Source organism: Acidovorax sp. GW101-11A03, from assembly GCF_059424825.1.
On sequence record NZ_JBWKZU010000052.1, the window covers coordinates 1 to 24,568 of the forward strand.

The window sequence follows — 24,568 nt, forward strand, 5'->3', positions numbered from 1 at the left end:
TGCCGTTGAGCCGCAGCGCCTTCAGTTGGGCCTGTACATCGATGGAGGTCTCACGCATGGCCCACCTCCTGCCCGTCTAGATGATCCTGGTGGGTGGGGCGCAGCCGGTCATAACGCGCGGTATCGGCCTTGGGCGCCTGGGTGAGTTGCAAGGACGTCTGCGCTTGCGCCGGCGTGGCCGGGTTGTTCAAGCGGGCCAGCACGTTGCGCACGTGTTCCACGCTAATGCTGCCGCTGGGGGTCCTGCCTTCGAGTACCAGCTCGATGGCCACCAGCACCGCTTCCAGCCCGGCCTGCGGCACCACGGCCAGCACCTGTGCCATGACCCGGTCTCCTCCAGGGTGCCTGAGCAGCGACTGGCGCAAACGCAGCAACGGCGCCGGCAGGTCCAGGAACGGCGTGCCGTTGCGCAAGGCGCCCGGTTTGCGCTGCACCAGGTCGATGTAGTGCTGCCAATCGTAGCTGGTCTGGCCGCTGCCCGGCAGCCGGGCGTGACTCGCGACGACGGCGTCCGCGGCCGCCACATCGATTCGCTCGGGATAGACGCGGGTGCTGACGATGTGGCCGGCCCACTCGCATGGCACAGAATAACGGTTGCGCGCGGCAGCCACCAGGCAGGTGCTGCTGACCCGGGCCAACCGTTCGACGTAGCCGTCGAAGGGGGCCGGCATGGCCATGAGGTGAGGCTTCTCCAGCTCCCACATCTCGGCCACGGTGAACTGCCGATGGATCGGGTGCGTGGTGTCGCTCCACACCGAACGACATCGCTCGCTCAGCCAGGCATTGAGTTCGATGAACGAGCCGAAGCGACGGGTCGCGGCTTCGATCCAGATGCGCCTGCGGCTGTCTTGCACGTTCTTCTCGACTACACCCTTCTCCCAGCCGGAGGCGACGTTGCAGAAGTCGGGGTCGAACAGGTAGTGACTGCACATGGCTGCGAAGCGCGCGTTGACCGTGCGCTGCTTGCCGCGCTGCACCTTGTCCACGGCGGTGCGCATGTTGTCGTAGATGCCGCGCCGGGTGACACCGCCAAGCGCCTGGAACGAGCGGGTGTGCGCGTCGAACAGCATCTCATGGCCCTGGCTGGGGTAGGCCGCCAGCCAGAAGGCCCGGCTGGCGCACAGCTTCAGGTGCGCCACTTGCACGTTGTAGAACACGCCGCCGACGAGCATGGCTTCGACGCTCCAGTCGAACTGAAAGGCCTCGCCCAGCTCGAAGCTCATCGGAACGAACGCCTTGGCTGGACTGGCTGCGGACTCCACCCGCCAGCGCCGGATGTAGTCGGTGACGGCGCTGTAGCCGCCGCGATAGCCCTGGGCCTGTATCTGAGCAAACAAAGCTCGGCCGCTGCGCCGTCCCTGCTTGGGGCGATGGCTGTCGGTCGTGAGCGCCTGGTGCAGGGCCGGCTCGAACGCCGTGAGCTTGCCATCGAGCTTCACCCGCTCGTACTTCGGCACAACATCGCCGGGCGCCTTGAGCCACTTCTTGACCGTATTGCGCGACAGGCCCGTGCGCTTTGCGATCTCGCTGAGAGAGAGTTGGTCGCGCAGCCTCATGCGCCTGACCTTGCCAATCATGTCCATGGTGATCACCTTGAATCCCCTGCTGAAATTCTCAGCAGGTCAGTGGAACACCCTGGTCAATATTGAATTGGCACTTTGCGGTTTAGCTGGTCAAGATTGCATCGGCACCAACACCTGAAGGCAATGATGCGCTGAAGGCACTCACCATTGGCCCGCTGTACACGGGTGCAAAGCCCCCGTCCACTGTACGGAAGTTGGTGGTCTGTCCTTGATACAAGCGAGCGGCCAACCACATGACAGATCCCTCATATGTGTACGCCCGCATATCAAACTTCATATTCTGTCCGGCACCATCCGCGTTGACCTTGCGCTCACCTGAGGGTCGGCAGGGATTCATGTAAAAAACCGCAGAAACACACCTAACCCTTTGATTTTATTGAATTATTGTGGCATCGGAATTCAACGGACCGATCTTGCGCCGGAAGTCCAGTGTGTAGTCCCCAAACCGATTGATGTGTGCCGTGCGAAACGGCGCCAGGCCGGCCAAGATCTCCTGCGTGATCTCGGTGCCCTCATCGCGGAGTTCCTGCAAAACCCGTGTCATGCCCACCACGTTATGCAGAATGATCATGTTGGCCACAAGATGGTTGTACTTGATCACCTTGCGCTGCTCGTGCCGGATGTTCTCCGCAATGATCCCCTCTCCCCCAAAGAATGACCACCCGGCAAAGCCGTTAAATTGCTCGCTCTTGTTGGTTTCGGCATGGATCACCTTGCGAAGCCCGACATCGCCGATGTAGCTCAACAGGAACATGGTGCGGATCACCTTGCCCAGTTCCACAAAGGCGAAGTACAGCTTGTTTTTGCGGCTGTAAGTGCCCAGCCGACGCAAGATGGTCGATGGAGTGATTTTCCCGGTCTTGATGGAAACCGCTACCCGCAACATCGCAGGAAAATGCATTTCAATGAGCTTCCAATCGATCACGTCGCTGAACAACGCATTGATGTTGGGATACATGTTGCCCGGTACCGGACGATGGAACTTGAGATCCTGGATTCCCCGAATACGCGGCATAAGCTTGATGCCCAGGAGGTGGGAGAGCGCGAAGATGGGGTAGCTCTGAGCCTGGGTATCACCGTGGATAGTGTCAGGCCGGATGTCCGATTCGTTGCTCTCCAGCCCGTCCAGGATGTGGAGGCCTTCATAGGTGCCACAGGAAATGAAATGGCTGAACAGAGCGATGAACTTGTCAGACACGTGGTAGTAGCCGATGCCGCCGTACCCGCCATAGCGGATATGGTGCTCTGACAGCAGGTTTTGTTCGTATAGGTTCCACTTGGTACCGTCGGCTGAAACGTGTTTTCCCGTCCCCCAGTAACCTGGCAGTTCAAACTTGTTGTAGGCGTTAATCACCTTCACGATGGCTTTGTCCAGCAGATCCTCGCTCACGTATTTCAGATTCAGCCAGGAGATCTGGCGTCGGCTCAGCCCTTTGATGGACTTGGCGGTCTGACCCGGCCCCAGATTGCAGCCATAGCAGAACAGTGTCGTGATGACCCGCATGCGAAGATCCCCAAGGCGGCTGTCCGTCCCGGCCAAGGGCCGGAACAGCTTGTGCAGGTCCAGCCAGCGCTCGGTATCGATCATGACATCCACGATACTGACCGCTTCCATCCGTTCAGAGATCAAGGCATCGATGCGAGCTGCCGCAGGGGCGATTTCTGAGCGTGCCGGCTTGCGCAAGATGAGGCGGCCATCAACTATCTCGGCATGGGCGTTTTCTGGAAAAGCAGCATCAACGTCCCTGGCCCGCTGAGCCATGGCTGATTTGAGCTGATCCACAAAAGTGCTGGGGTCCGTCTCGATTCCGGTGACCCGGCCGTAGTCGCCGACCTCTTTTTCAAAAGTTTTGTCATCGACCAACTGCTCGCGGTAGTCGTCATACCGCTCGCCGTATTTGATGAAGAGATCGCCCGACTTCAGATCGTCCTTGACGGCATGCAGCACCGCCAGCTCAAAATACCTCCGGTGGACCGTCAGCGCAGGGCCTTTGCCCGATGGCTTGACCAGCACCAGCTTTCGCCACTGTGCCGACATCCAGCGAAAGTCGTTGTCTTCAGCCAAACCCAGCATGTCCAGTGGCACGACATCGTTGCGGTTGTCACGCAGCTTGTAGAGCGCCTCAATCAACCGCTCCATTACCAGATCTTCACTGCTTGCTGCCGGAGAGGCGATGCTGATGCAATTGATCAGCTGGGCCCGAACCATCTTGTAAGGCTGCAGCAGGAAAGGAAAGTGATTTCGTCCGGCGTACGCCAGGTGCTGTTCGCATTCGTTGAGCAGTTCGTCCACATCGGCCACCAGCGTGGTACCAATGGCATCCACGCGCTGAGAGTCCGTCCCTTCCAGTTGATAGGCCCCCAGGATGTCTTTGAGCTGCCCCACCAGCATGTCGGTTTTCTGGACCCGTTCCTGCTGGAAAGACAGCAGCTTTTGCCGGGCATTGTTTTCCAGGTTCTGCATGAGGCGAATGAACAGGTCTGCGGCATCATCCAGGGATTGGGCGTGCTGCGCCCGGATGAAGATGACCGCCAGGGCGTAGCGCTTTTGCGGCTTGAGTTCGGCCATTTCTCCCGCATTGAGCGCGCGCGCCAGGTGCCTAAACTGCTTGAGTTTTGGCACAGGCACATCGGGTTTGGGGAGCTGCTCCACCATGTGCTGCAGGCGACGGATGTGCTGGATGTACGTTCGCGTCTCCTTGTTTGTTGGCCGTTTGGGCTCACGCTTGAGCGTCTGCCATGCGGAAACGGACTCTCCCGGTGCTGTTTTGAGCAGTCCGTCGATCAGGGCGCGGGTCTGTGCGGTCAGTTGACTAGTAATGGCTGAAAAGTACCGGCTGTTGCTCTTTTCCCGTGCCCGAAACGCCATGCGGTCCAGTGTTGAGAAGGCGGGCAACTCGTAGCGGTGGTGGACCAGCTCCTCCAGCATCACGTTGATGATGTCGGCCACCGCCTGTTTGGTTTCAGCTGCCGCGTCGGCCACCGCAACCAGCCATGCCTGGCCTTCTGGGCCGAGCGGTTTGACGTTCAGATACTGACGCAAAGCCGCGAAAACGCCCGCGCGCGAACCAGAGACCTCAAAGCGCTTGAGATCCGCCAGCGTAGGCGGCTTGGCCAGTCCTGCCGTCTGGGCAATACGGTCTCTGATGGCCTGGGGCACATCAGCGAGTGGAATGAAATAACCCAGCCGCTGAAAAACCTTCAGGTGGATCAACGCAGCGACGCGGGGCGAGGCACGCTTGCCAATACTGGCAGCCAAGCGTTTTTCTTCCTCGGTGGGCGTATAAAGCTCATCCAGCTCACGGGGCGTTGGATCGGGGTTCAGGCTGGGGTACGCCGTCTCGTTCGGTGTGGTCATCTGCGGGCACGACTCCCTTTGGCGCTACCCCGTCTGGCCACCGGTGTTCCCATCACTTCAATCCCAGTGCGAATTGGTGGCAAGCTCGTGAAACGACGCCTCCAGCAGGCACTGGTTGTCCTCGGCAATGCGGTACATGTCGTCCAGCAACGCGGCCATCATCTCGTCCAGCGCGTCGCGGGACTGGTATGGAATCGCCAGTTCATAGAGTGTGCCCTCAGTGTTCAGGCGCTGCATGGCAAAACGCTCGAAACAGGTCTGCTCAATCAGCCGATGCCCCCTGGCCAGGCCACGCGACTGCTTGCTGAAGCGTGCTAGCGTCATCGTGACGCGCACGATCGCGATGGATGCCTCCTCTGCGGCCGCCAAATGCAGAGTTTGAGCGCTTTCGGGCGCTGGCTGTGCTGGCGGTACTGGTGTCCAATCTGCGGGGGCCAGCGCGGTCAGCCCCTGTTCGAAGCGCGCTTGCAGGCCTGAGGATGGTGCATCCAAATAGCGCATCGCCGATTTGACATCCTTCCAGCCGACATACTCCATCAACTCCTTGATATCCCAGCCGCTGGCGCGTGCCCAGCCCGCAAATCCACGGCGCATGGAGTGGCTGCTGTACTCTGCTGGTGAATCAACGCCTGCCTGGGCAAGGAGACTGCGCAGCAAGGGAATCAGGCTATTGGGTTGCAGACTTTCCTCGGAAATATGACCCCAACGATCAATCTTCCGGAAGACCGGGCCCTCGCTCAACCCAGCCAGGTCCACCCAGGCGTTGAAGGCTGTCACAGGACATAGACGCGACAACGCGGGACATTTGAAGACCCTGCCCTGCAGTTGCCTGTCGCCCTTGCTGCGGCCCAGGTAGCAGGTCATGCCTTCACCGCGAGTCACCTCGGTGTTTTCGACGCGCAGATTGACCAGTTCGTCGGAGCGAAACCCGCGCCAGAAACCCAACAGCATCAGGCTGCGATCGCGTGTGTGGCGAAGCAAGCTTGGGTGGTCGCCCATCCTGCGGGCGTTGGTGATGGCGGTATCGAGCCACTGATCAACCTGCTGGAGCACCGCCAGTTCCAACGGGCGTGCGCGCTTTTCTGGCACGGCGTGGACGGAACGAATGCCTTTGAGAACTTGGCGTACCAGCGGCGATTTGGTGGGATCGGGGAATCCCTGGTCGGCATGCCAGCGGGACAACGCTGCCAGCCGTTGGCGCAGCGTGTTGATGGCAAGCGTCTCAGCGTGGTCGGCCAGGTAGCGCGCAATGGTGTCGGAGGTGGCGGGCAACAGCCCCTTCCACTCCACCTCAAAATGGCGGACGGCCGAAGCGTAGCTGCGTCGGGTGTTGTGACGCTCGGCTGCTTCGATGTATTGGTCAAGGCGGTTCATGTCGAGGTGACTCTGATCATACGAAGGCCATCACTTGAGCGCCAGGACCACATCTTGGGAACACCCAGACTGGGACGTCGGTACGATGTCACACACGCATCACAGCCATCTTGACGGCTGCGAACCACGACCATGGAAAACACCGCCCCCCCGATAAGGAAAAGGGCCAACGCCCATAGACGCCAGCCCTTTTCGAGAACGCTAACTGCTAGCTATCAATCGCAGCAGCCCAACATTTCCAGGCAGCACTCAGCGAGTTCTGAGCAGCAATCGGTTTGGGCCATGGCCACGCCTGCAATCGACAGCAAGAGAGCGGCCACACTGAACTTCAAAAATTTGTTCTGCATAGGAATGTTCCTGTTTAGGTTGGATGGAAATTGAGAAATCAACCCACCCCTAGTCAGGAGGTCGCCACACCGATGCTCGCCAAGAGGCCCAGTCCTTCACAGAGCCGCCGGGCATGCGTGTGGACTGAGGTGAATCCGACCTGCGGGACAGCGTGGAGGCCATCAGGTGCAAGCCGCAGGGCTGGCAGCCTGGGACGGCGCACCCGTCCATATCACCGCATTCGGTAATACAGCAATGCCCATAAGAAGAGACACTTGCCGACACCGTCTGGGTCAGGAAAACGCTACCCAGCAATATCAGGCAAATGACAAGGATTTTTCGCACGACGGAACTGTACCGCAGGAGCCAACCGGCCACGAGAGACCCTCTGAAGTCCCAAATCTAGGCAAGCAGCGAAGCGAATTCCCCAGTCATTCGCGACGGCGCAATGCTGACGATCTCTGGCTCCACGACTTGATGCGTCACAAACGGGTCTTCTTCCACCAAGGCTATCACCTCGGCCTTGCTGAGCTTGACTGCCAGCAGCGCACCGCCTTGCGCATTCTCCAGAGACCCGGCAAGCAAGAACACCCCATCGCTGATACCCTTTTCAATCCACTCCTTGTGTCCGGCCATCCACTGCGCGGCTTGAGAACGATTGGGTCCGAACTTGAGCAAGACAATGTGCATGAGAACTCTCTCCTATGGGTAACGATTTCAGAGTTGGAATCCGGATCTACTTTTGTGCGCCTTGACTGGCTGCATCCAGCACCCAGGCCTCGATCTGTTTGACCTCATGGCGAATGAAGGTCTCGTCATGGAAGGCGTTGGCCAAGGAAGCAATGCCTTGGCTTCGCGCCAACAGGTGCATCGCCAGAACATCGGCATCCTTGACGCGGCCCAGTTCGACAAACTGCTGCGCCAGCCAGCGTCTGAACTGACCAAAGATCATTCCCGCCTCGCCTTGTGAGGGATGTTCGAGCTTTGCCAGTTCGGCGCACAGCGTTCCTACTGGGCAACCGAAGCGCTGAATGTCCTTGCGGTTGTCGATCAGCATCTGCGCAAAGCACTTCAGCCTCTCGATGGGCGTACGCCCCTTGAGCGCCCAGGCGTCCAGCATCCCCTGCGTCTTGGCGGCTCTGTGAGCAATGACTTCTTTGAGGATGTCGTCCTTGGTTTTGAAGTGGTAGTAGAAGTTGCCGCGCGAGATACCCACTGCATCGGCGATGTCCGCGAACGATGTGTTCTCAAAGCCGCGTTGATAAAACAGGAGATCAGCTTTCTCGACGATCTCCTGCCGCGTGCTGGGTTTGGGGTCGGTGGATTTCATGCTGCCGCCATTGTTGAAGGCGATTGCTCAGTGGCCGTTGGATAGTCCGTGTATCCACACTCGTCTCCCCCATAGAACGTGGCCGGATCGGAGGACGCGAGAGGCAGATCTCGACGCAGCCGTGTGACCAAGTCCGGATTTGCAATGAACGGCTTACCGAAGGCGATCAAGTCGGCAGAGCCTTGCTCGATGGCTGCCATGGCTCGGGCTCTGTCGTAACCGTTGTTGGCAATGTAGGTGCCGCCAAAGCGGCGCCGTAGTTCGCGATAGTCCACCGCCGGGACAGTGGCCGACATATCCCCCTCCAGCACATGTAGATATGCCAGGTGTAGTTTGGAAAGCTCTTGGGCGTAGTACCCAAAATGCGCTGCCGGGTCGCTGTCGCGCATGTCGTTGAAACGGTTTTCCGGACTGAATCGCACACCGATACGTCCCTTCGGCCAGATCTCGCTGACGGCGGCCACGATCTCCAGCAGAAACGTCAACCGCTTTGCGGGTGATCCTCCATATCGGTCGCCTCGTTGATTGCTTCCATCCCGAAGGAACTGATCAATCAGGTATCCATTCGCTGCGTGGATCTCGACACCGTCAAAGCCTGCGGCTTTTGCCACTGCGGCGGCCCTCTTGAACTGGTCCACCACTTGAGGGATCTCTGCGGTGGTCAGCTCTCTTGGCGTCAAGAACGGCTGCATTCCACCGTATGTGACTGCCAAGCCTTCGGGCTTGATCGCTGAAGGGGCGACGGGCATCTCTTCGTTCACCTGAAGACTGGGGTGTGAGATACGACCGCAGTGCTGTAGCTGGGCAAAGATGTGCCCACCTTTGGCATGGACCGCGTCAGTGACCTTCCGCCATCCCTGCGCCTGTTCCTCCGTGTAGATCCCGGGCGTTCCGGGATATCCAACCCCCTGAGCCGACACGGGAGCAGATTCGGAGATCACAAGCCCGGCGTCACCACGCTGTCCGTAGTGGATCGCCATGAGAGGGGCCGGTACGCCCTCTGGTGCTGCACGGTTGCGCGTCATCGGCGCCATGACGATCCGGTTGCCGAGCAACATGTCGCTCAGCATGAAGGGGGCAAAAAGCTCATGCATGCAAGACTCCACAAATTTAGGTCATTCGTCCTAATATCGTAGGACGAATGACCTAATCGTGTCAACATGCGCATGGATGTTCGATCAGTTCAAGTCGGTAACCATCAGGGTCTGCAACGAATGCAATGTTCTCTGGAGCCTGGCGTTGCGGGCTTGAATGCGTCATGGGACCGGGCGCGCGGACGATCCGTACATTGGCCTCGGCCACCGACCGAATTAGAAGATCGTCAATCCAGCAAACTGACAGCTGGTCTTGCGCCAACTTCCCACCGGGACAGTCGTCACACAAAAAAATTCGTGTCGATGTCGAAATCCGGGTAGTCGGTGGCGTCTTAGGGCGCCATCCACCGCTGAAAGGAGTTTCCATGGCATCTAAAGTTGTCGCGATCTACGCGCTGCCCCTGGCTCTTCTGAGCCTGATTCTCGGGGTCCGTGTCACCCTGATACACACCAGTTTCAAGGCGTCTGTCGGCGACGCGGGACACCCAGCACTGCACAAATGCAACCGCCAACACGGCAATTTGGTCGAACGGACGCCTTGGGTCGTTCTGCCGATGGCGCTGGCCAAGGTCAACGGCGCGGGCACTCCCTGGCTGCAGGCCGGTCGGTTGATCCACCCGGTGTAAATCAAGGTGGGCAATGCCGCCTGCCCCGCGCGCTTCATCGGCAACACGGCCAGCACTGCTGGCAGTGCTCATGGTGATGGGCTGCCTGCTCTGCACCTTGTTCGGTGGGTGAAGAGGCCCTTCCTCAAACCGCTTTTAATCTTCCCTAACATCCATTGGAGAATTCACCATGCAATACATGTTCTTGCTCTACAGCACCCCAGAGTCCGAACCTACCTACGGCACGCCCGAATTCCAGACCATGATGGCCGACTTCGCTGCCTTCAGCGAGAAGGCCAAGGCAGATGGCGTTCTGCGTGGCGGAGAGGGCTTGCAAGGCATTGAGACTGCCACCTCCCTCAAAGTGCGCGGCGGTAAGGTCGAAACCATGGACGGCCCGTTTGCCGAAACCCGCGAGCACCTGGGCGGCTACTACGTGCTCGATCTGCCAGACCTGGACACCGCACTGCGTTACGCGGCGCAGATCCCGGTTGCAACCTTCGGCACCGTTGAGGTGCGCCCCTTGTTGAACTACGACCCGGCCAACACTTAATCTGCGTCCATAGCATGACCGCCCCCGCTCAAGCCATCGCGGCTCTCCAGGCGCTGGAGACCGTCTTGCGCCACGACAGGGGGCGACTGATGGCCGCGCTGACGCATCGGCTCGGCTCGCTCCAGCGCGCCGAAGACGCGTTGCAAGAAGCCAGTCTGTCAGCTTTGAGTCACTGGGCACGCGATGGCCTGCCACAGTCACCTCAGGGTTGGCTGATCAAAGTGGCCTTCCGCAAAGCGCTCGACCAGATTCGCGCTGAGGGCCGTGACGGTGAGCGCGAAGCGGCTGTGCAACTTGTCAACGAATTGCTCGGGCAAGAAGATCCAGAGCCCATTCCTGACGAACGACTTCGCTTGATCTTCACTTGCTGTCACCCTGCACTGGAGACCAAATCGCGGGTGGCGCTGACTCTGCGAACCGTTTGCGGCCTGAACACTGGCGAAATCGCCCGTCTGTTTCTCGATAGCGAAACCACCATGGGCCAGCGGCTGAGCCGCGCCAAAACCAAGATCGCCGGTTCAGGTATCGCCTATGCCGTGCCGCCACCCGAGCAATGGGATGACCGGTTGCAGGCAGTCCTGACCACCATCTACCTGATCTTCACCACAGGCTACACCGCTGCACCTGACGAAGCGCGCGATCTTTGCGGCGAGGCACTGTTTCTGGCGCGATTGCTCGATACTTTGTGTCCTGAACAGCCGGAGATAGAAGGGGCACTCGCCCTGATGCTGCTGACCGATGCCCGCCGGGCGGCGCGGGTCAGCACCTGCGGCGCGACGGTGCCGCCCGCCGAACAGGATCGCCGACTCTGGCATCGCGAAGTGGAAGCAGAGGGGCGGCAAAGGTTGGAGACGGCACTGCGGCGCAAGAGGGCCGGACCGTTCCAGATCAAAGCGGCGATCAGCGCTTGCCAGATGGCAGAACCCGCGCCGGACTGGCCTCAGATTCTTCATCTGTACACGGCGCTGCTCCCTCTCGAGCCGACACCGGTGGTACGTATCAACCACGCAGTCGCAATGGCCGAGAACGGCCTGGTGGCTGCCGCGTTGGCCACACTGAACGAGCTGCATGACGCACTCGCAGACTTCCAGCCTTTTCATGCCGCACGTGCTGCCGTGCTCGTCATGGCGGGCCAGACCGACGCAGCCCGGCGAGCGTACGACCAGGCCATCGCTTTGGCGACCCACGAAAGCGATCGACGGTTTCTGGCGGCACGGGCTGGCCGCCTGTGAGAAAGCCAGCCGGAGATGCCTAATCAGGCGGGGAGCCGCGCCGGAGGAAGGACCAGCTAGTTGCGGTCAATCAACACGCAGTCGTTGCATGACTGCTGCGATTGAGAGCAGTCATTTCGAGCTTTTCCTGTACGACACACAGCGTTCCCGCATGGCAACCGAAGCGCTGAATGTATTTGCGGCTGCATTTGCGGAGGGGGGAGACAGAGCGCCGAATCATTGGCGGTGAGCGACCTGAAAGTTCTGCAACTTCAAGGCAGAGGCTAACAGCGCTCGTATTCTTCCAGGGCAAGCAGGAGACTGGTCCGATGCTCGTTCGCTACTACTCGCCAAGGCAGTCCAGAAATTGCGCCTTCCAGTGCATAAAGCATGTTCAAAGTTACGTTCGCGTTGGCGCTTTTGACTTTTACATAGGCCGCCACAGCACCCATCTGCTGCAACTGGGCAAGTGTCGTCAAGCCCGCACGAGCTAGCGCATCGGCCGACTTTGGCCCGATGTTCGGAGCATTTCGAAGGGAAATCGAATCAGGCATTGGAGGAACCGAAAAGTTGCATCACGAAGAGGCTTCTAGCCAGCACGGACGAAAGAGTCGGCCCGCTTCATGAGTTGTTTCGCGCAATCCTTCGAAAATAGGACAAATATGCATCAGATTGCGCAGGCCAGTTCGCGAGAAAAGTCTCCATCCACCGGTCCTGGTCATACGCGACCGGGATAGCGTCGATGTGCGCATCGGCAAAGGAAGCTCCATAGGCTACCGAAAACGGGGCTGGAGTCAAACCGATGCGGGTGATCAGACCGGGGAATTTTCCACCGAGATTCGGCATTCCAGCGGCACCGTTGTTGATGACAACCGCCTGCTGCGCCCCTCGTGCCACGGATTTGAGCACCGGTTCACAGGTGTGGGTAGACGAAAAAACGTCAACCTGCGCGCTATCAAAGGCGCTTCGCAGCCACGATTCGTTGTGCGACTGGTCGATTTCATCAACACCAAATTTCCAACCGGCAAGCGAGTCGGCGTCTCCATGCACGACGCCCACGCGGCAACGGCCAATCTCAAAGCGGGCAAACATGGGTAGTGCGGTGAGATGCTGCGTCAGATCTGCATTTCGCCGCGCAGTGGCCTTGAGCCTAGCGTGAATGCGATTGGAGCGTTCAACCACAGCGGCGTCCACCTGTTCGGGGTACGCGCAGCCGCAACCGGCGTCGTCACCATCTGACGACAGTTCAGCCTCCACATTCCCCAAGATGGCCTGGTGGCGAAGAACGCGTTGATTGATGGCACGAAACCCTTCGTCATCCACATTGAACCAGTTGAAGTCCCCGTTGAAGCACAGCGTGACGGGGCCCGCTTCACTGGAGGCCATCTGTTCAATCATCTCCAGCGCGGGCAGATTGCCGTAAAGCCCGCCAATGACATACAGAGTTTCTGTCGAACGCGACGGTGCTTTGGCGATGGCTTGCGCGCCATAGCGGTACCGTAGAGGACATGTGCGACCGGCAGTTTCAGCGTCATCTTTCGTCATTGGAGAGTCCGGTTTTCGTTGTGCAGTGGGAAAAAAGGCAGGTCAGCCTGCCAGTGGGCAGGTGGTTCGCTCGCCTGAGGTCTGTACAGGGCGACGAGCTGCCTGTCGCCCACCTCTTGCGTTGGCAAATCAAAGGCCACGCGGCCCTGGCGAAGTCCGATCACCCGGTCGGCGAGGACCGGCAACAACGCGGGGTTGTGCACCACGGTTAACAGCGTCGCCCCTGAAGCGGCACCCACCAGCAAGCGGCATATTTCGGCCGCAGCGGTCGGGTCTAACGCGGCGGTGGGTTCGTCGGCCAGGATCAGACGCGGGCCCTGCATGAGCATGCGGGCCACGCCCACCTTCTGTCTCTCTCCGCCCGAAAGCTGGTCTGCCCGCGCAGTGGCGCGGGCGAGCATCCCCACTTGCTGTAGCGCAGCCTCGGCGCGCTGGATTTCTGCTGCAGGAAAGAACCTCGTCCAACTGCGCAAGCCAGTCACCCGACCGAGGGCTCCGATCAGAACGTTGTCAAGCGCAGACAGGCGTCCCACCAGGTGCAGACCCTGCAGGACTTGGCCTATTTCCTGTCGCATCAGTCGCAGCTGTTTTGCATCGAGAGAGGCGCCCAGCGAACGTCCAAGCACCTGAACCTCACCATGTACTGGTCGCATGAAGCCCGTCAACAGCTTGAACAACGTGGACTTGCCCGCACCGTTGTGGCCGATGACGGCCACCCGTTCGCCCTGCGCCACCGTCAGAGTGGGTATGTCGAGGATGGTTTGCCCGCCGATCTGACAGCAGACGTCCTTGAGCAAAATGCTGGGTCCGGTCATGACAATGCTCGGCGGATGCGCCGACTCATGGCGTCGAAAGAGCCCACCAGGACGATAACCACCAGCAGTACGGTGGCCAAGCGGCCCCACTGGAACAGCGAGGTGGCTTCGGAAATCAGCAGACCCAGCCCGCCAGCGCCAATGATGCCCAAGATGGTGGAGTCGCGGATGTTGAATTCCCAGATATAGAGATGGCTGGAGACAAATTGCGGTAGCACGGACGGCCACACGGCATTGAAAAACACCTGTGTGCGGCTGGCCCCGACGCTTTGCACTGCATGGATCGCTGCCATGTCCAGCGACTCGATGGCCTCGGCAAAAAGCTTGCCGTAGGTGCCCATCGAATGTAGGCCGATGGCCAAGATACCTGCCGTTGGTCCTAGGCCCACGATGCCCACCAGCACCAGACCGAACACCAAGGTGTGGATAGACCGCATCGCATCCAGCACAGCCTTGGCCGCCCACGCCAGAGGACGGGGTGCGGCCAGATTGCGAGCCGTCAGTACGGCCAGCGGCAGCGCCAGTAGCGCGCCCAGCAGTGAGCCCAGCGTGGCAATGCGAACCGTTGTCCAGGTCGCACGGGCCAGACCTGCCAGGTAGTCGGCTTCCACTTGCTGCCGGTTCTCGACCCGCAGCACAGTGCCGTCATCGCTGCGGTATTCCAGCCTTGCCTCACCGAACCAGACGTCCAGGAAACTGGGATGAGCGAATTCGGACATCGTCTTGGCCAAGTTCTGCAGCGGACTGCGACCTAACGACAGGTCGCCCTCAGCGCCCAGGGACCACAGACAGGCCAGAACCAGCAGACCGTAGCCAAGTGCCAAGCCCAGAAAGCGCAGACGCCCGCTCGCTCTGGCAGTACCGAAAGAACGCAGGGCGCGGGCCATTACGACGCTCACTTCGCTCGCAGATTCCCAGTGGCCAGTCCGGCATCACGGATTGGCTTGTAGAACGTGTTGTCTCGCGTCACAAAGCCCGTGTAGTGTGAGGGCAATAGCTTGGGATTGGAGGCCAACGCCGCACCAACCCCTGCCAGTGCCGTCTGCAAACTCGCCACGAATGCCTTGTCGGCAGCCAAATTCTTGCTTACCGCAAAGGCGTCGTTGGGCAGCGGTGCGGATTGCCAGATGATCTTGGATTGCTCAGCTTTGATCAGGCCCTGCTCAATCATGGCGTCGCGATTGCGGTTGTAGTCTGCGCCGGCGTCAAGCACCCCCTGAGTGACCTGGGTTTCGATGGCCTGGTGCTTGGTGTGAAGCACCTTGCTGAAGTACCTATCGGGGTCGATGCCTTGCGTCATAAAGTAGTGACGTGGAATCAGATAACCCGAGGTCGATCCCTTGTCACCAAAAGCGAACGTCTTGCCTTTGAGATCTGCCGGAGTGTTGATTCCGGACTTTGGGTGGGTCACCATGATGGCGAAATACTCGGGCTTGCCGTCATACAGGATGGTGGACACCACCTCCGCGCCGGCCTCGTGGTTGGCAAGAACGTACCCCCAAGGGCCCATAAGCGCCATGTCGGTCTCACCGTTGGCCAGGGACTTGGCCAGACCTTCCCAACTGTCCACCGTGCGCAGTTGTACCGGTCGCTTGAGTTGGTTCGATAGATAGTCGGCCAGCGGTTTGTACGTGGCGTCGTTCTTTTCCTTGTCTGGCTGGAACAGGCCCACCCCGAATTGGAGCGGCGCCTGTTGGGCATGCACGGCTCCGGCAAATGCCAAGGTGGCCAGGAGCGCAAGGTGACGACGGTGGAGTTTCATGGGGACGACCTCAGAGTGGTGTGAATGCCTCTTGGTCGCTTGCAAAGACAGGATTCTTACAGGTGCGTTGCCATGATTTATGGGGCTACCGCGCCCGAGAACTGACAGGGCTCGTCGGCGCGCACGAAGTGCAGTTCGGCAAACCCTGCTCGGACCTGCTCACCCGTGTTGTCCGTGTCAGATGCAACGGCCAATTGCCTTGCCTTGAACGGTAGCGGTCCGAATGCCTTTGTGGCGTCCGCCAGGACGTTGACGCGCTCGCTCACCCACTGGCCCATCTGCTCACTTCCAGAGCGCTGAACGACCATGGCTGCACGATCTGTGTAGGCGTTGAAAGCGCGGGTGCCAACGGGATGCTTGTTGTCCCAGACGTAGTTGACAGCCGCATCCGGAACCGAGGCGCCGTACAGGCTGCGCCCCAACGCCAGTTTCATGCGAAGGCCGAGGTCCAAGGCCTGCGAAGGGAGAGAAAAAGTGACATACACCCGCGCCGCATAGTCGTCGCCCGCTTTTTGGTAGATATCCGCTTTTTGCAGCGAACTCTCGGTCCGCCACAACCAGCACAGCACCGGCGTGGCCTGCAAATCGATTTCGAGTGGTCGCGCGAGGAGTGCCATGCTGGCATTGGCGATGGCTTCCACGGAAGCGCGCCCGTCCCAGCGCAACGCACGGTAGCGCGTGGCTGGCACGCGCTGGTCGAACTGGACCAGTTGCCAGGGAGCAGGCAGCGCCTCCGTATCGCTTGCAAAGTTCCCTACTGGGACGGGGGCGGCTGCTGCGCAGGTGACCAACGCAAGCAACGGCAGGAAGCCGAGAGTTGCTCCTTTATGCAAGGCGAATTGAGGTGGGCGTGTCATGGCGTGCTCCAAAGGTGCTCTGGCAGATCTTTACGAAATGAAGCGGGAAGTCGCGCCAGGTCCTGCGGCTCGTCGATGTCAGGCAAGGGGGGTAGATCGCTCAGCCGCCAGCCCAGCCGCGCAATGCGGCGCCGAGTTTCAGCAGCGACGTCAGCGGTACTCCACGGCATGTCGTCAAACAGCGTCCGATCAAAGCTTCTCAGGCCCAACAAGGTGTAGCCGCCATCTTCTGCAGGCACGAGCGATGCATGGTGGTCGTGCAAGGCCGCTGCGGCGCGCTGCAGCATGCCACTGTCAAGCGCCGGGCAGTCGGTGCCAATCAACAGCACTGAGGAGCCTTCGAGCGTCACGCGCTGGGCCGCCCTGGCCATGCGTGCCCCCAAGTCCCCTTGGCCTTGTTCCGACCATGCCAGCTGATCCGGCAATCCCAGTGCGCTCCAGTCATACTCACCCAAGGCGGGAGTCACACAGAGTTCCACGGCCCCCACCCGCGCCGCGAGTGCTGCATGGACCGCCTCAACGAGCATGCGCCGTGCAAGCTGCGCTGCGCCAGTCTCCCCTAGGGCTGAAATCAGCCGGGTCTTGCAAAAGCCGGGGATGGGTGCCTTGGCAATGATGACAATGCGCACCGGTTTCATCGGTAGGCCTTTGCGAGTTGGCTTGCGGGGACGCCCCGCCAGTAGGCCCATCGCAGGCGCCACATCAGAAAAATGGTGCGCCACAGCCCGCGCTGCTCCCAGCGGCGACCCGATGTGTGCACCCTGTCGGTCAGACAGATGGGGGGCACAAAACGACGCAAGCGGCGGGATATTTCGATGTCTTCCATGAGCGGCTGCTGGGGGAAGCCTCCCACGGCGTCAAAGGCGGCACGGGTCATGAACAGGGCTTGGTCCCCCGTCGCAATGCCAGTGATGCGCGAGCGCCGGTTCATCAGCCAGGCCACCACCTTCAGCATGGTGGGCTCGCCGTCGATGACGACATCAAACCGCCCCCAGGCCATGGCGGACTTCACCTGGCTGGTCACGAGTTGCAAGGCGGATGAGGGCAAACGGGTATCGGCGTGCAGAAACAGCAATACATTGCCGCTCGCGACGGCGGCGCCTGCATTCATTTGCAGGGCACGGCCCCGTGGCGCGCGGATCAGTCGAAACCCCAGGCATTCGATCAATGCTGAACTTCCGTCCTCACTACCTCCATCGACCAAGATCACCTCTGCGCCTTGGCGCGACAGGAGCATAAGATGGTCGCACAACCCGGGCAGATTCGCCGCTTCGTTGAGGACAGGAACAATGACTGAGAGTTTCATGGGATAGCTCTCTCCCTGTCGCTGGCCTGAGTGAATCGATAGAAGTGACCGCTATCCTTGACAGCATGCTGCTGCAAAACATGCTCGACCAGGCCAAATTGAGCGAGCCGATGCAGGACGATCATGCTGTCATGTCGGCTCAGTTGGTAGCGCCTGGACAGCCAGTCCACGGCCTCAGAACCAATCCAGCATCGGGGATAGCTTGTGCCCAGATAGGACCGATCCGCTACCGGGACGCCCTCTGTTGCGGTCAGCTCGGCGTGAATTTGCCCAAGGTGCAGGCGGTCCACGACATCTGAAACGCCCCATCGGAAGTACAAATGCGCGTTCTCGAACGCATGATCACCCGTGACATGCTCCAACAGGCCAAGCGCCCCGAGGTCTTGCCCCAATGAAACGGCTTGCACCAGGGAACAGTGAAAGGTTCTGGCAATCGTCGCGGCGGCTTCTTCGCCGATAAAGCATTGCGGATAGGTCCTGAACCTAAAAGTCCGGTCACGGACATCAATGACATCGCGCAACCTTTGCGTCAAAGTCTCAGCAGAAAGTCCCGTCAGGCGTCGCAGGCGGTCCCGAGGGTTCGACGCCTTGGTTTCGCCGACGATGGCATTCATTGTGTTGGTCATTGCCAACTGGTCAACCGGGATGCCCATGGCGTGCAACGCCTGTCCCAACGGTCCAGTAAAGTCGGTAATGCTGAACTCAGCATAGAGATCGGCGAACCCGAGTGACCGCGCCCACTGACGATCAGCCAGGCTGACATGGCCGCCTTCTAGGCGCGTCAGAACGACCCGGCCCCGGCAGTCGCCCTGAGGTATCAGCGTGTTCAATTCGAGGAGGCCGGGTCTTTCCTCGCCTGGGAGCGCAGAGATGTCGATGAAGACATAGGTATTGGTCTGCGCCACCAGATCCCGCAAAAGCGCAGTACGTGCCTGCGTATCCATCGGCATGTCCAATGGCGGGATATTGGATGCCATAAGTCCAGCGCGCAAGGCGCTTTTGCTCATCCCCTGCGGTAGATCGAGGATGACCGAAGTCGTGGGAATGCTCGCCATGACTTTCTTTCAGGTACGCCGCCACGTGTGGTACTGCTGCAGCCAGCCCAGCACTTTCTGTGGCGCGTGGGCCCGTTTCCACTCACCGGCAGCATATTTGTTGGCTTCTGAGAGCGTCGGGTAGGTGTGGATGGTGCCGAGAATCTTGTTCAGACCCAGCCCGTGCTTCATGGCCAACACGAATTCGGCCAGCAGGTCCCCTGCATGCTCTCCGACAATGGTGACCCCCAAAATGCGGTCTTTGCCTGGCACCGTCAGCACCTTCACGAAACCATGCGCTGCTCCATCCGCGATGGCACGGTCGAGGTCATCAATCCCATAGCGTGTGACCTCGTAAGCAATGCCTTTTTCCTTGGCATCTTGTTCATTCAAACCGACACGGGCCACCTCCGGGTCAACAAAGGTTGCCCAGGGGATGACCGAATAGTCCACTTTGAAGCGCTTGAACTGTCCGAACAGTGCATTGACGGCGGCATACCAAGCCTGGTGCGCAGCCGTGTGGGTGAACTGATAGGGACCCGCCACATCCCCGGCAGCGTAGATGTTGGGATAGAGCGTTTCCAGGTACTCATTGGTCACCACCGTGCGCTGCGTGGGAATGCCGAGTGCCTCCAGGCCATATCCCTGCAGACGGGCCACTCGACCCACCGCGCAGATCAAGTCATCGAACTCCACGCGCCGCTCCAGGCCCCCATGCTCGACCACGAGGTACTTGTGCACCACACCATCGCGCTCCTCTCGTTCGCATCGCAGAGCCTTGTGACTGGTGAGAACATCCACACCATCGCGGGTCAGGGAGGCGCGTGCCAGTTCAGATACCTCGGCATCTTCACGCGCCATGATGCGCGGCGCCATTTCGACTTGCGTTACTGCGGAGCCCAGACGCGCAAAGCTCTGTGAGAGTTCGCAGCCGATGGGTCCACCGCCCAGCATCACCAGGCGCGCTGGAGCGCTATTTCTTTGGGCCAACGCATCCCACAAGGTGTCGCTGGTGAGGTAACCGACCTCATCCAGCCCAGGAAGTGGCGGCACAAAGGGCTGCGCACCAGCGGCGATGACAATGCTGCGTGTCGTCAGGCGCTGCTTGCTGCCGTCAGCGGCCTCAATCTCTACCGTCCAGGGATCAATCACGCGGCCGTAGCCCTGCAACACTTCCACGCCCAATGATTCGTAGCGTTCCACGCTATCGTGTGGCGCAATGGTGCGAATCACATCGTGAACCCTGGCCATCACCTGCCGAAAGCTGAACTCAGGTACCGTGGCGCTCAATCCATACTGGTCCGCGTGGCGCATCTGAGTAGCTAACTTGGCGCTTTTAATCAGCGCTTTGCTGGGCACACATCCATAGTTCAGGCAATCGCCACCCATCTTGTGCGCTTCCACCAAAGTGACCTTGGCCTTGACGGCGGCGCCGATGTAGGCCGTCACCAATCCGGCCGCCCCTGCGCCGATGACGATGAGGTTGCGGTCGTAGTGCTTTGGCCTTGTCCAGCGCGCATAGACACGGCGGCGCTGCAGGTATCCCAGGACCATCTTGGCAACCAGCGGAAACACACCCAATAAGACCAATGACAGCGTGACCCCCGGCGAGACAATGCCAGCCAAGCTATCGATGCGCGCCAACTGCGTGCCCGCATTCACGTACACCAAAGTGCCGGCCAGCATGCCGATCTGGCTGACCCCGTAGAAGGTCAGCGAGCGGATGGGCATCAGGCCCATCAGCAGGTTGATGAGAAAGAACGGGAAGACCGGGGCCAAACGCAACGTGAAAAGGTAGAAGGCGCCATCGCGGGTCATACCGTCGTTGATGGGCTTGAGCCTGTCGCCAAAGCGCGCCTGCACCCAATCGCGCAACAGGTACCGCGCACTCCAGAACGCCACAGTTGCACCGATGGTGGAAGCAAAAGACGCAATGAGGGTGCCCCAGAACAGGCCGAATATGGCGCCAGCGGCCAGTGTCAGGATGACAGCGCCCGGCAGGGAAAGGGCCGCCACCAGCACGTACATCGCACCGAAACCCAGGCCGAACAAAACGGGGGATGTGCTTTTCCATGCGGCAAATTGATCGAGACCCGATTTAAGCCCTTCGAGCGACAGCCACTTCGGACCACCGGCTGCGAAAAATGCCCACACCAGCACCACGACCAGCGCCACGAGCGCAAGGCGTTTGGCGGCCCGCATCACTGCTCCGCCTTGAGTGCACCACCGCAACTGCTGCCCTGTCCGGCCGTACAGCCGTAGCAATGGTCAGCGGTGCGCACCGGCCGACCTATCGGGTCTTGCTCCAGCAGATTTCGCAGGTGTGGCTTAGCAGCCATTCGCAGCGGGCCCTCTGCAGGCAGCGGAAGGCCGAGTTGCTGATTGAAGTCACAATCGTAGAGGTAGCCCTGCCAGTCCACGCTGACCAGGTTGCGGCACATGACGGCTGCGTGATTGGGCTGGCTGAAGTTCTCGCGCAGCAGTTGCATGTAGCCGTTGAACTGGCCTTTGGAGATCAGCATGGACCCAAAGCGCTGGATAGGCATGTTGGTAATGACAAAAAGTTCGTCGAACTCAATGCCAAAGTGCTCCCACAATTCCCGCTTGTAGTCCGCCTGCAGCTTGCGCTGCTCCGGCGGCAGCGAGGGACCCTGCGGGTTGTAGACCAAGCTGAGCTTGAGCCCTGAGCCGGGCTTGCCGTATCCCAGGGCATTGAGCTGCTGCAAGGCAGCGATGCTCTTGTCGAACACGCCCTTGCCGCGTTGCTTGTCCACGTTCTCCAGCGAGTAGCAAGGCATAGATGCCACGACTTCGACTTTTTGGTCGGCCAGGAACTGCGCCAGATCTTCCTGACCCGGTTCGAACAGGATGGTCAGATTGCAGCGGTCCATGACATGCACGCCCAGAGCCCGCGCCTGGCGTACCAGCACACGAAACTCTTCATGCAGCTCGGGGGCGCCGCCCGTCAAATCCAGCACTTGGATGGACCGTGCCTTCAGAACCTCGATCACCAACTCCAGGTTGGTGCTGTCCATCATTTCTGTGCGGTTCGGTCCCGCGTTGACGTGGCAATGCACGCAAGTCTGATTGCAGCGGTACCCAAGATTGACCTGCAGAGTGGTCAAAGAGCCTCTGCTCAAGGCAGGGAAAGTCGTTGCTTCAAGCAAAGGCAAGGTGGCGTGCATGTTCGTCCTTGGTTGTTCCGTGGGCGCGACGGTTCTCGCGTACTGCACCTTTGGTCGCCGCGAACCCCGCGCTTCTTACACTCGGGATATCAAACGATGTAACGCTTTGGCCGTCCTTGACATGACTACTCGGTCAAGCGCTGTGCAAGGGCGGCGAAGTCATCCACCACGATGTCGCAGTCGGGGTGAGGCGTTGGATCGGGAGGGCCTGGCGGGCCCCACTCTTGCGGTCTGCGGACAAAGGCTGTCCGAAACCCGCACTCTCGGGCCGCGTTCAGGTCAAAGTTATGGCAGGCCACCATCAAGATGTCTGACGGATCTAGATTCATCCAGGATGCCGCCTGCATGTAAGCCTGGGGGTGCGGCTTGTACGTGGCTATCATTTCGCACGAGATCACAGCATCCCAGGTGATGCCGTTCCTGCGCGAGACATCGACCACCAGGGCCAACGGCAGCATGGTGAATGAAACCACGGGATACCGGGAGCGCAGCTGCGCGAGCGCCGCTGGAAAATCAGGCCACGTGGACAGGCTGTGCCACGCATTTGCGACCTGGTCACGCTCCTGGCCTGTGAAGGCCTGCAATCCATGGTCGGCCAGCACCTTTTCCAGACAGGAGCGATGAAGGCCGTCCATGTTGAATGCAGGCTTCACCTGGCCGACGATGCTATGCATGACGAGACGCCGGTAGTCGTTCGTGACGGCATGCCAGTCACGATCAAGTCCGTGCGCGGCTCCGACCTCAGCGAGGACCCGGCAGACACCGCTGTGCCAATCAAGCACTGTCCCTCCCGTGTCGAAAGCGATGGCCTGGATGTTCATGGCATGTCCCTTTAAAAGTCTGCGAACGCTTCCGGCCTGCGATCACGCCACTTTGTAGGCAGCAAATTTCTCATCCAGCTCTGTGGCGAAGGCGTGGTTGGAAAAATTGCTCAGCGTCTTCACCGCAATTGCCAGCACGATGTACAGGAGATCGCGCTCGGAATACCCCGCCGCGAGGAAGGCTTGCACCGTTTGCGGACTGGGTCTGCCATGGGTCTGGACCATTTCGATCGTGGTTGCGTGCAGTGCGGCCAGCTTGGGATCCGGAATGGGCCCGTGCTCGCGGATGGCCTTCAGCACATCTGCCGGCACGCCAGACACCTTGTCGGCGATCATGCTGTGAGCTGCAGTGCAGTATTTGCAGTCATTGACTTGGCTGACGGCCAGAAACACCACTTCCTGCTCGGCCGACTTCAGGCCCGATTCGCTACGGAAGAGACCATAGCCGTGCAGGTAGGTATCAAGCACAGCGGGAGCATTGGCCATATTGGCATACATGTTGGGAATAAAGCCGACCTGTTTCAATGCCTTGTCAAGAATTGCCTTTTGGACACCATCGGCGGTGGCGTGGTCGATGGGCTTCAACGATTGAACGATAGGGGTGGCGGACATGGATATGTGCTCCTGAAAATGTCTGTCGCAGTCTTTGGAATCGAGGGAACTACAGCTCTTCGCTGTGTTGTAAGCGTAGGGCTCGATCCACTGACCAAGACGACCCAAAGTCTCATTGGGTATACCGAACGTCGCTGTATGCGGGCAGCGTCGTCTGTACTGCAATACCCCTCGGCCTCAAGTGTTCATCGTTCAGAAATTCGCGGCATGCGCTGCCACCTCTGCGCTACTTTGCTCATTTGGCTCATTGCGCAGCCATTCGCTGGGCGAGCATCCAAGTTTTCGCGTGAAGGCTCTGGCCAGGGCGCTGGTGCTGCCGTAGCCAACATCCGTGGCGATCCGCTTGAGCTGCAACCCCTTTTTGAGCAAGCGCTGCGCGCTCATCACGCGCCAGGAAGCCAGGTACTCGGCAGGCGTTTCCCCTGTCACTTCCCGAAAGCGGCTTGCGAAACGAGCGCGCGACATTCCCGCCTGTGCTGCCATCGACTCCAGGGTCCAGTCGTGGCCCGGGGCATCGTGGATGGCTTCAAGCGCTCGGCGCAATCGCGGGTCGGCCAGTCCTGCCAGCGTTCCGCCCTGCGTTTGGCCTTGCGCAATGGTGTGGCGCAGCAGCCGAATGATCAGAATCTCACACAGCCGGTCCATGACGGCTTGTCGGCCACAGTGGTCAGCGAAGGCCTCCTCGAACATCATGTCCAGCAGCGCACCAACGCCAGACAGGTGCCGGAGTTCTATCAAGACCACATCTGGCAATGAGTCTGATATCGGGTTGCTTCCGCCTCCGCCGAATTGAACAGTGCCGCAAACGACATCTGCCCCTGTTTGCTCATCGGTCAGCAGTCTGTGGCGGTCTGGCCGAGGAAGAAAGAGGAGCGTCGGTTCGGAAATAGTGAAATCAAACGAGCGAACACCAATCACTTGGAGGTTGCCGCTTCTGAGCAGATGCAAATGCCCTCGCTGTTCATCCTGCTGAAAGTCGTGGATGCCACAAATGTTGCCGGTATAGAACACTCCTGCACTCAAGGTGAAATGGCTCAGGAGATGAGTGACGCTATCCATAGACGACGCGGGATACGAGAACCGGGAAGCTCCGATCACGCTCACCGTCATGCATACCGGAGAGGTCTTGGTACGCCTCACGGGATGGACCATGTGACCGAAAACGACGAAGGTCCGCGAGGCCGTTACCTAGGGCG

The 24,568-nt window shown here is 59.9% G+C and carries 24 protein-coding genes; 3 read left to right on the forward strand and 21 right to left on the reverse strand.

Translation table 11 applies throughout. The annotated features are described in order from the left end of the window. Window positions 1-50 precede the first annotated feature (50 nt). From istA to AC07Z7_RS19030, 7 genes are all read right to left on the reverse strand, one after another. Complete coding sequence (gene istA, locus AC07Z7_RS19000) at window positions 51-1,583, reverse strand: IS21 family transposase (protein WP_494767270.1); 1,533 nt, start codon at window positions 1,581-1,583, stop codon at window positions 51-53. A gap of 373 nt (window positions 1,584-1,956) precedes the next feature. Then, a complete protein-coding gene (locus AC07Z7_RS19005) occupies window positions 1,957-4,941 on the reverse strand; it encodes a Tn3 family transposase (protein ID WP_494767271.1) in 2,985 nt (994 codons plus the stop codon). Between the two features lie 57 nt (window positions 4,942-4,998). Further along, complete coding sequence (locus tag AC07Z7_RS19010) at window positions 4,999-6,315, reverse strand: site-specific integrase (protein ID WP_494767272.1); 1,317 nt, start codon at window positions 6,313-6,315, stop codon at window positions 4,999-5,001. A 215-nt stretch (window positions 6,316-6,530) separates the two neighbouring features. Then, window positions 6,531-6,662, reverse strand: a complete 132-nt coding sequence (locus AC07Z7_RS19015; RefSeq protein ID WP_494767273.1) for a hypothetical protein — start codon at window positions 6,660-6,662, stop codon at window positions 6,531-6,533. Window positions 6,663-7,044: 382 nt separating this feature from the next. Further along, window positions 7,045-7,332, reverse strand: a complete 288-nt coding sequence (locus tag AC07Z7_RS19020) for a YciI family protein (RefSeq protein ID WP_494767274.1) — start codon at window positions 7,330-7,332, stop codon at window positions 7,045-7,047. Between the two features lie 46 nt (window positions 7,333-7,378). Further along, entirely contained in the window at window positions 7,379-7,972 is a 594-nt protein-coding gene (locus AC07Z7_RS19025) for a TetR/AcrR family transcriptional regulator (RefSeq protein ID WP_494767275.1), read from the reverse strand. Further along, a complete protein-coding gene (locus AC07Z7_RS19030; protein WP_494767276.1) occupies window positions 7,969-9,066 on the reverse strand; it encodes an alkene reductase in 1,098 nt (365 codons plus the stop codon). Before AC07Z7_RS19030 ends, AC07Z7_RS19025 begins: the two co-directional genes overlap by 4 nt. Window positions 9,067-9,431: 365 nt before the next feature. Here AC07Z7_RS19030 and AC07Z7_RS19035 point away from each other — a divergent pair, with 365 nt between their 5' ends. The 3 genes from AC07Z7_RS19035 to AC07Z7_RS19045 all read left to right on the forward strand — a co-directional run bounded on the left by AC07Z7_RS19035 (window position 9,432) and on the right by AC07Z7_RS19045 (window position 11,456). Next, window positions 9,432-9,692, forward strand: coding sequence for an MAPEG family protein (locus AC07Z7_RS19035; RefSeq protein WP_494767277.1), 261 nt, complete (start codon window positions 9,432-9,434; stop codon window positions 9,690-9,692). Between the two features lie 169 nt (window positions 9,693-9,861). After that, the gene (locus AC07Z7_RS19040; protein ID WP_494767278.1) at window positions 9,862-10,224 is read left to right on the forward strand and encodes a YciI family protein; all 363 of its coding nucleotides are present in this window, start codon (window positions 9,862-9,864) and stop codon (window positions 10,222-10,224) included. A gap of 14 nt (window positions 10,225-10,238) precedes the next feature. After that, on the forward strand, window positions 10,239-11,456 hold the full coding sequence (locus AC07Z7_RS19045) for an RNA polymerase sigma factor (RefSeq protein WP_494767279.1): 1,218 nt from the start codon (window positions 10,239-10,241) through the stop codon (window positions 11,454-11,456). 263 nt (window positions 11,457-11,719) lie between these two features. On the opposite strand, the gene AC07Z7_RS19050 is transcribed toward AC07Z7_RS19045, so the two are convergent. The 14 genes from AC07Z7_RS19050 to AC07Z7_RS19115 form a co-directional block, all read right to left on the reverse strand. After that, window positions 11,720-11,989: a TfoX/Sxy family protein gene (locus AC07Z7_RS19050; protein ID WP_494767280.1), complete on the reverse strand. Its 270-nt coding sequence runs from the start codon at window positions 11,987-11,989 to the stop codon at window positions 11,720-11,722. A 67-nt stretch (window positions 11,990-12,056) separates the two neighbouring features. Continuing rightward, on the reverse strand, window positions 12,057-12,980 hold the full coding sequence (locus AC07Z7_RS19055) for a hypothetical protein (protein ID WP_494767281.1): 924 nt from the start codon (window positions 12,978-12,980) through the stop codon (window positions 12,057-12,059). Beyond that, a complete protein-coding gene (locus AC07Z7_RS19060; protein WP_494767282.1) occupies window positions 12,977-13,795 on the reverse strand; it encodes a phosphonate ABC transporter ATP-binding protein in 819 nt (272 codons plus the stop codon). The genes AC07Z7_RS19055 and AC07Z7_RS19060 overlap by 4 nt, the downstream gene beginning before the upstream one ends. Beyond that, window positions 13,792-14,682: a phosphonate ABC transporter, permease protein PhnE gene (gene phnE, locus AC07Z7_RS19065; RefSeq protein ID WP_494767283.1), complete on the reverse strand. Its 891-nt coding sequence runs from the start codon at window positions 14,680-14,682 to the stop codon at window positions 13,792-13,794. Before phnE ends, AC07Z7_RS19060 begins: the two co-directional genes overlap by 4 nt. An 8-nt stretch (window positions 14,683-14,690) precedes the next feature. Then, window positions 14,691-15,557 carry a phosphate/phosphite/phosphonate ABC transporter substrate-binding protein gene (locus tag AC07Z7_RS19070; protein WP_494767284.1) on the reverse strand — a complete coding sequence of 289 codons (867 nt, stop codon included), beginning with the start codon at window positions 15,555-15,557 and terminating at the stop codon, window positions 14,691-14,693. A 77-nt stretch (window positions 15,558-15,634) separates the two neighbouring features. Then, on the reverse strand, window positions 15,635-16,414 hold the full coding sequence (locus AC07Z7_RS19075; protein WP_494767285.1) for a DUF3047 domain-containing protein: 780 nt from the start codon (window positions 16,412-16,414) through the stop codon (window positions 15,635-15,637). Further along, window positions 16,411-17,052 carry a TIGR04282 family arsenosugar biosynthesis glycosyltransferase gene (locus tag AC07Z7_RS19080; RefSeq protein WP_494767286.1) on the reverse strand — a complete coding sequence of 214 codons (642 nt, stop codon included), beginning with the start codon at window positions 17,050-17,052 and terminating at the stop codon, window positions 16,411-16,413. Before AC07Z7_RS19080 ends, AC07Z7_RS19075 begins: the two co-directional genes overlap by 4 nt. Next, window positions 17,049-17,720, reverse strand: a complete 672-nt coding sequence (locus AC07Z7_RS19085) for a TIGR04283 family arsenosugar biosynthesis glycosyltransferase (protein WP_494767287.1) — start codon at window positions 17,718-17,720, stop codon at window positions 17,049-17,051. The genes AC07Z7_RS19080 and AC07Z7_RS19085 overlap by 4 nt, the downstream gene beginning before the upstream one ends. After that, complete coding sequence (locus AC07Z7_RS19090; RefSeq protein ID WP_494767288.1) at window positions 17,717-18,775, reverse strand: hypothetical protein; 1,059 nt, start codon at window positions 18,773-18,775, stop codon at window positions 17,717-17,719. The genes AC07Z7_RS19085 and AC07Z7_RS19090 overlap by 4 nt, the downstream gene beginning before the upstream one ends. A 9-nt stretch (window positions 18,776-18,784) precedes the next feature. Further along, window positions 18,785-20,956 (reverse strand): dihydrolipoyl dehydrogenase family protein, encoded by a 2,172-nt coding sequence (locus AC07Z7_RS19095; protein WP_494767289.1) that lies wholly within the window; start codon window positions 20,954-20,956, stop codon window positions 18,785-18,787. Further along, entirely contained in the window at window positions 20,956-21,939 is a 984-nt protein-coding gene (arsS, locus tag AC07Z7_RS19100; protein WP_494767290.1) for an arsenosugar biosynthesis radical SAM (seleno)protein ArsS, read from the reverse strand. The genes AC07Z7_RS19095 and arsS overlap by 1 nt, the downstream gene beginning before the upstream one ends. A gap of 125 nt (window positions 21,940-22,064) precedes the next feature. Then, window positions 22,065-22,760, reverse strand: coding sequence for a haloacid dehalogenase type II (locus AC07Z7_RS19105; RefSeq protein WP_494767291.1), 696 nt, complete (start codon window positions 22,758-22,760; stop codon window positions 22,065-22,067). Window positions 22,761-22,802: 42 nt separating this feature from the next. Further along, on the reverse strand, window positions 22,803-23,372 hold the full coding sequence (locus AC07Z7_RS19110; RefSeq protein WP_494767292.1) for a carboxymuconolactone decarboxylase family protein: 570 nt from the start codon (window positions 23,370-23,372) through the stop codon (window positions 22,803-22,805). Window positions 23,373-23,564: 192 nt separating this feature from the next. Beyond that, a complete protein-coding gene (locus AC07Z7_RS19115) occupies window positions 23,565-24,482 on the reverse strand; it encodes an AraC family transcriptional regulator (protein ID WP_494767293.1) in 918 nt (305 codons plus the stop codon). Window positions 24,483-24,568: the final 86 nt, after the last annotated feature.

What these genes read in the sequence shown, in the direction of transcription:
- istA (WP_494767270.1), bottom strand. Translation starts at nt 1,583, where the DNA reads ATGGACATGATTGGCAAGGTCAGGCGCATGAGGCTGCGCGACCAACTC.
- AC07Z7_RS19005 (WP_494767271.1), bottom strand. Translation starts at nt 4,941, where the DNA reads ATGACCACACCGAACGAGACGGCGTACCCCAGCCTGAACCCCGATCCA.
- AC07Z7_RS19010 (WP_494767272.1), bottom strand. Translation starts at nt 6,315, where the DNA reads ATGAACCGCCTTGACCAATACATCGAAGCAGCCGAGCGTCACAACACC.
- AC07Z7_RS19015 (WP_494767273.1), bottom strand. Translation starts at nt 6,662, where the DNA reads ATGCAGAACAAATTTTTGAAGTTCAGTGTGGCCGCTCTCTTGCTGTCG.
- AC07Z7_RS19020 (WP_494767274.1), bottom strand. Translation starts at nt 7,332, where the DNA reads ATGCACATTGTCTTGCTCAAGTTCGGACCCAATCGTTCTCAAGCCGCG.
- AC07Z7_RS19025 (WP_494767275.1), bottom strand. Translation starts at nt 7,972, where the DNA reads ATGAAATCCACCGACCCCAAACCCAGCACGCGGCAGGAGATCGTCGAG.
- AC07Z7_RS19030 (WP_494767276.1), bottom strand. Translation starts at nt 9,066, where the DNA reads ATGCATGAGCTTTTTGCCCCCTTCATGCTGAGCGACATGTTGCTCGGC.
- AC07Z7_RS19035 (WP_494767277.1), top strand. Translation starts at nt 9,432, where the DNA reads ATGGCATCTAAAGTTGTCGCGATCTACGCGCTGCCCCTGGCTCTTCTG.
- AC07Z7_RS19040 (WP_494767278.1), top strand. Translation starts at nt 9,862, where the DNA reads ATGCAATACATGTTCTTGCTCTACAGCACCCCAGAGTCCGAACCTACC.
- AC07Z7_RS19045 (WP_494767279.1), top strand. Translation starts at nt 10,239, where the DNA reads ATGACCGCCCCCGCTCAAGCCATCGCGGCTCTCCAGGCGCTGGAGACC.
- AC07Z7_RS19050 (WP_494767280.1), bottom strand. Translation starts at nt 11,989, where the DNA reads ATGCCTGATTCGATTTCCCTTCGAAATGCTCCGAACATCGGGCCAAAG.
- AC07Z7_RS19055 (WP_494767281.1), bottom strand. Translation starts at nt 12,980, where the DNA reads ATGACGAAAGATGACGCTGAAACTGCCGGTCGCACATGTCCTCTACGG.
- AC07Z7_RS19060 (WP_494767282.1), bottom strand. Translation starts at nt 13,795, where the DNA reads ATGACCGGACCCAGCATTTTGCTCAAGGACGTCTGCTGTCAGATCGGC.
- phnE (WP_494767283.1), bottom strand. Translation starts at nt 14,682, where the DNA reads ATGGCCCGCGCCCTGCGTTCTTTCGGTACTGCCAGAGCGAGCGGGCGT.
- AC07Z7_RS19070 (WP_494767284.1), bottom strand. Translation starts at nt 15,557, where the DNA reads ATGAAACTCCACCGTCGTCACCTTGCGCTCCTGGCCACCTTGGCATTT.
- AC07Z7_RS19075 (WP_494767285.1), bottom strand. Translation starts at nt 16,414, where the DNA reads ATGACACGCCCACCTCAATTCGCCTTGCATAAAGGAGCAACTCTCGGC.
- AC07Z7_RS19080 (WP_494767286.1), bottom strand. Translation starts at nt 17,052, where the DNA reads ATGAAACCGGTGCGCATTGTCATCATTGCCAAGGCACCCATCCCCGGC.
- AC07Z7_RS19085 (WP_494767287.1), bottom strand. Translation starts at nt 17,720, where the DNA reads ATGAAACTCTCAGTCATTGTTCCTGTCCTCAACGAAGCGGCGAATCTG.
- AC07Z7_RS19090 (WP_494767288.1), bottom strand. Translation starts at nt 18,775, where the DNA reads ATGGCGAGCATTCCCACGACTTCGGTCATCCTCGATCTACCGCAGGGG.
- AC07Z7_RS19095 (WP_494767289.1), bottom strand. Translation starts at nt 20,956, where the DNA reads ATGCGGGCCGCCAAACGCCTTGCGCTCGTGGCGCTGGTCGTGGTGCTG.
- arsS (WP_494767290.1), bottom strand. Translation starts at nt 21,939, where the DNA reads ATGCACGCCACCTTGCCTTTGCTTGAAGCAACGACTTTCCCTGCCTTG.
- AC07Z7_RS19105 (WP_494767291.1), bottom strand. Translation starts at nt 22,760, where the DNA reads ATGAACATCCAGGCCATCGCTTTCGACACGGGAGGGACAGTGCTTGAT.
- AC07Z7_RS19110 (WP_494767292.1), bottom strand. Translation starts at nt 23,372, where the DNA reads ATGTCCGCCACCCCTATCGTTCAATCGTTGAAGCCCATCGACCACGCC.
- AC07Z7_RS19115 (WP_494767293.1), bottom strand. Translation starts at nt 24,482, where the DNA reads ATGACGGTGAGCGTGATCGGAGCTTCCCGGTTCTCGTATCCCGCGTCG.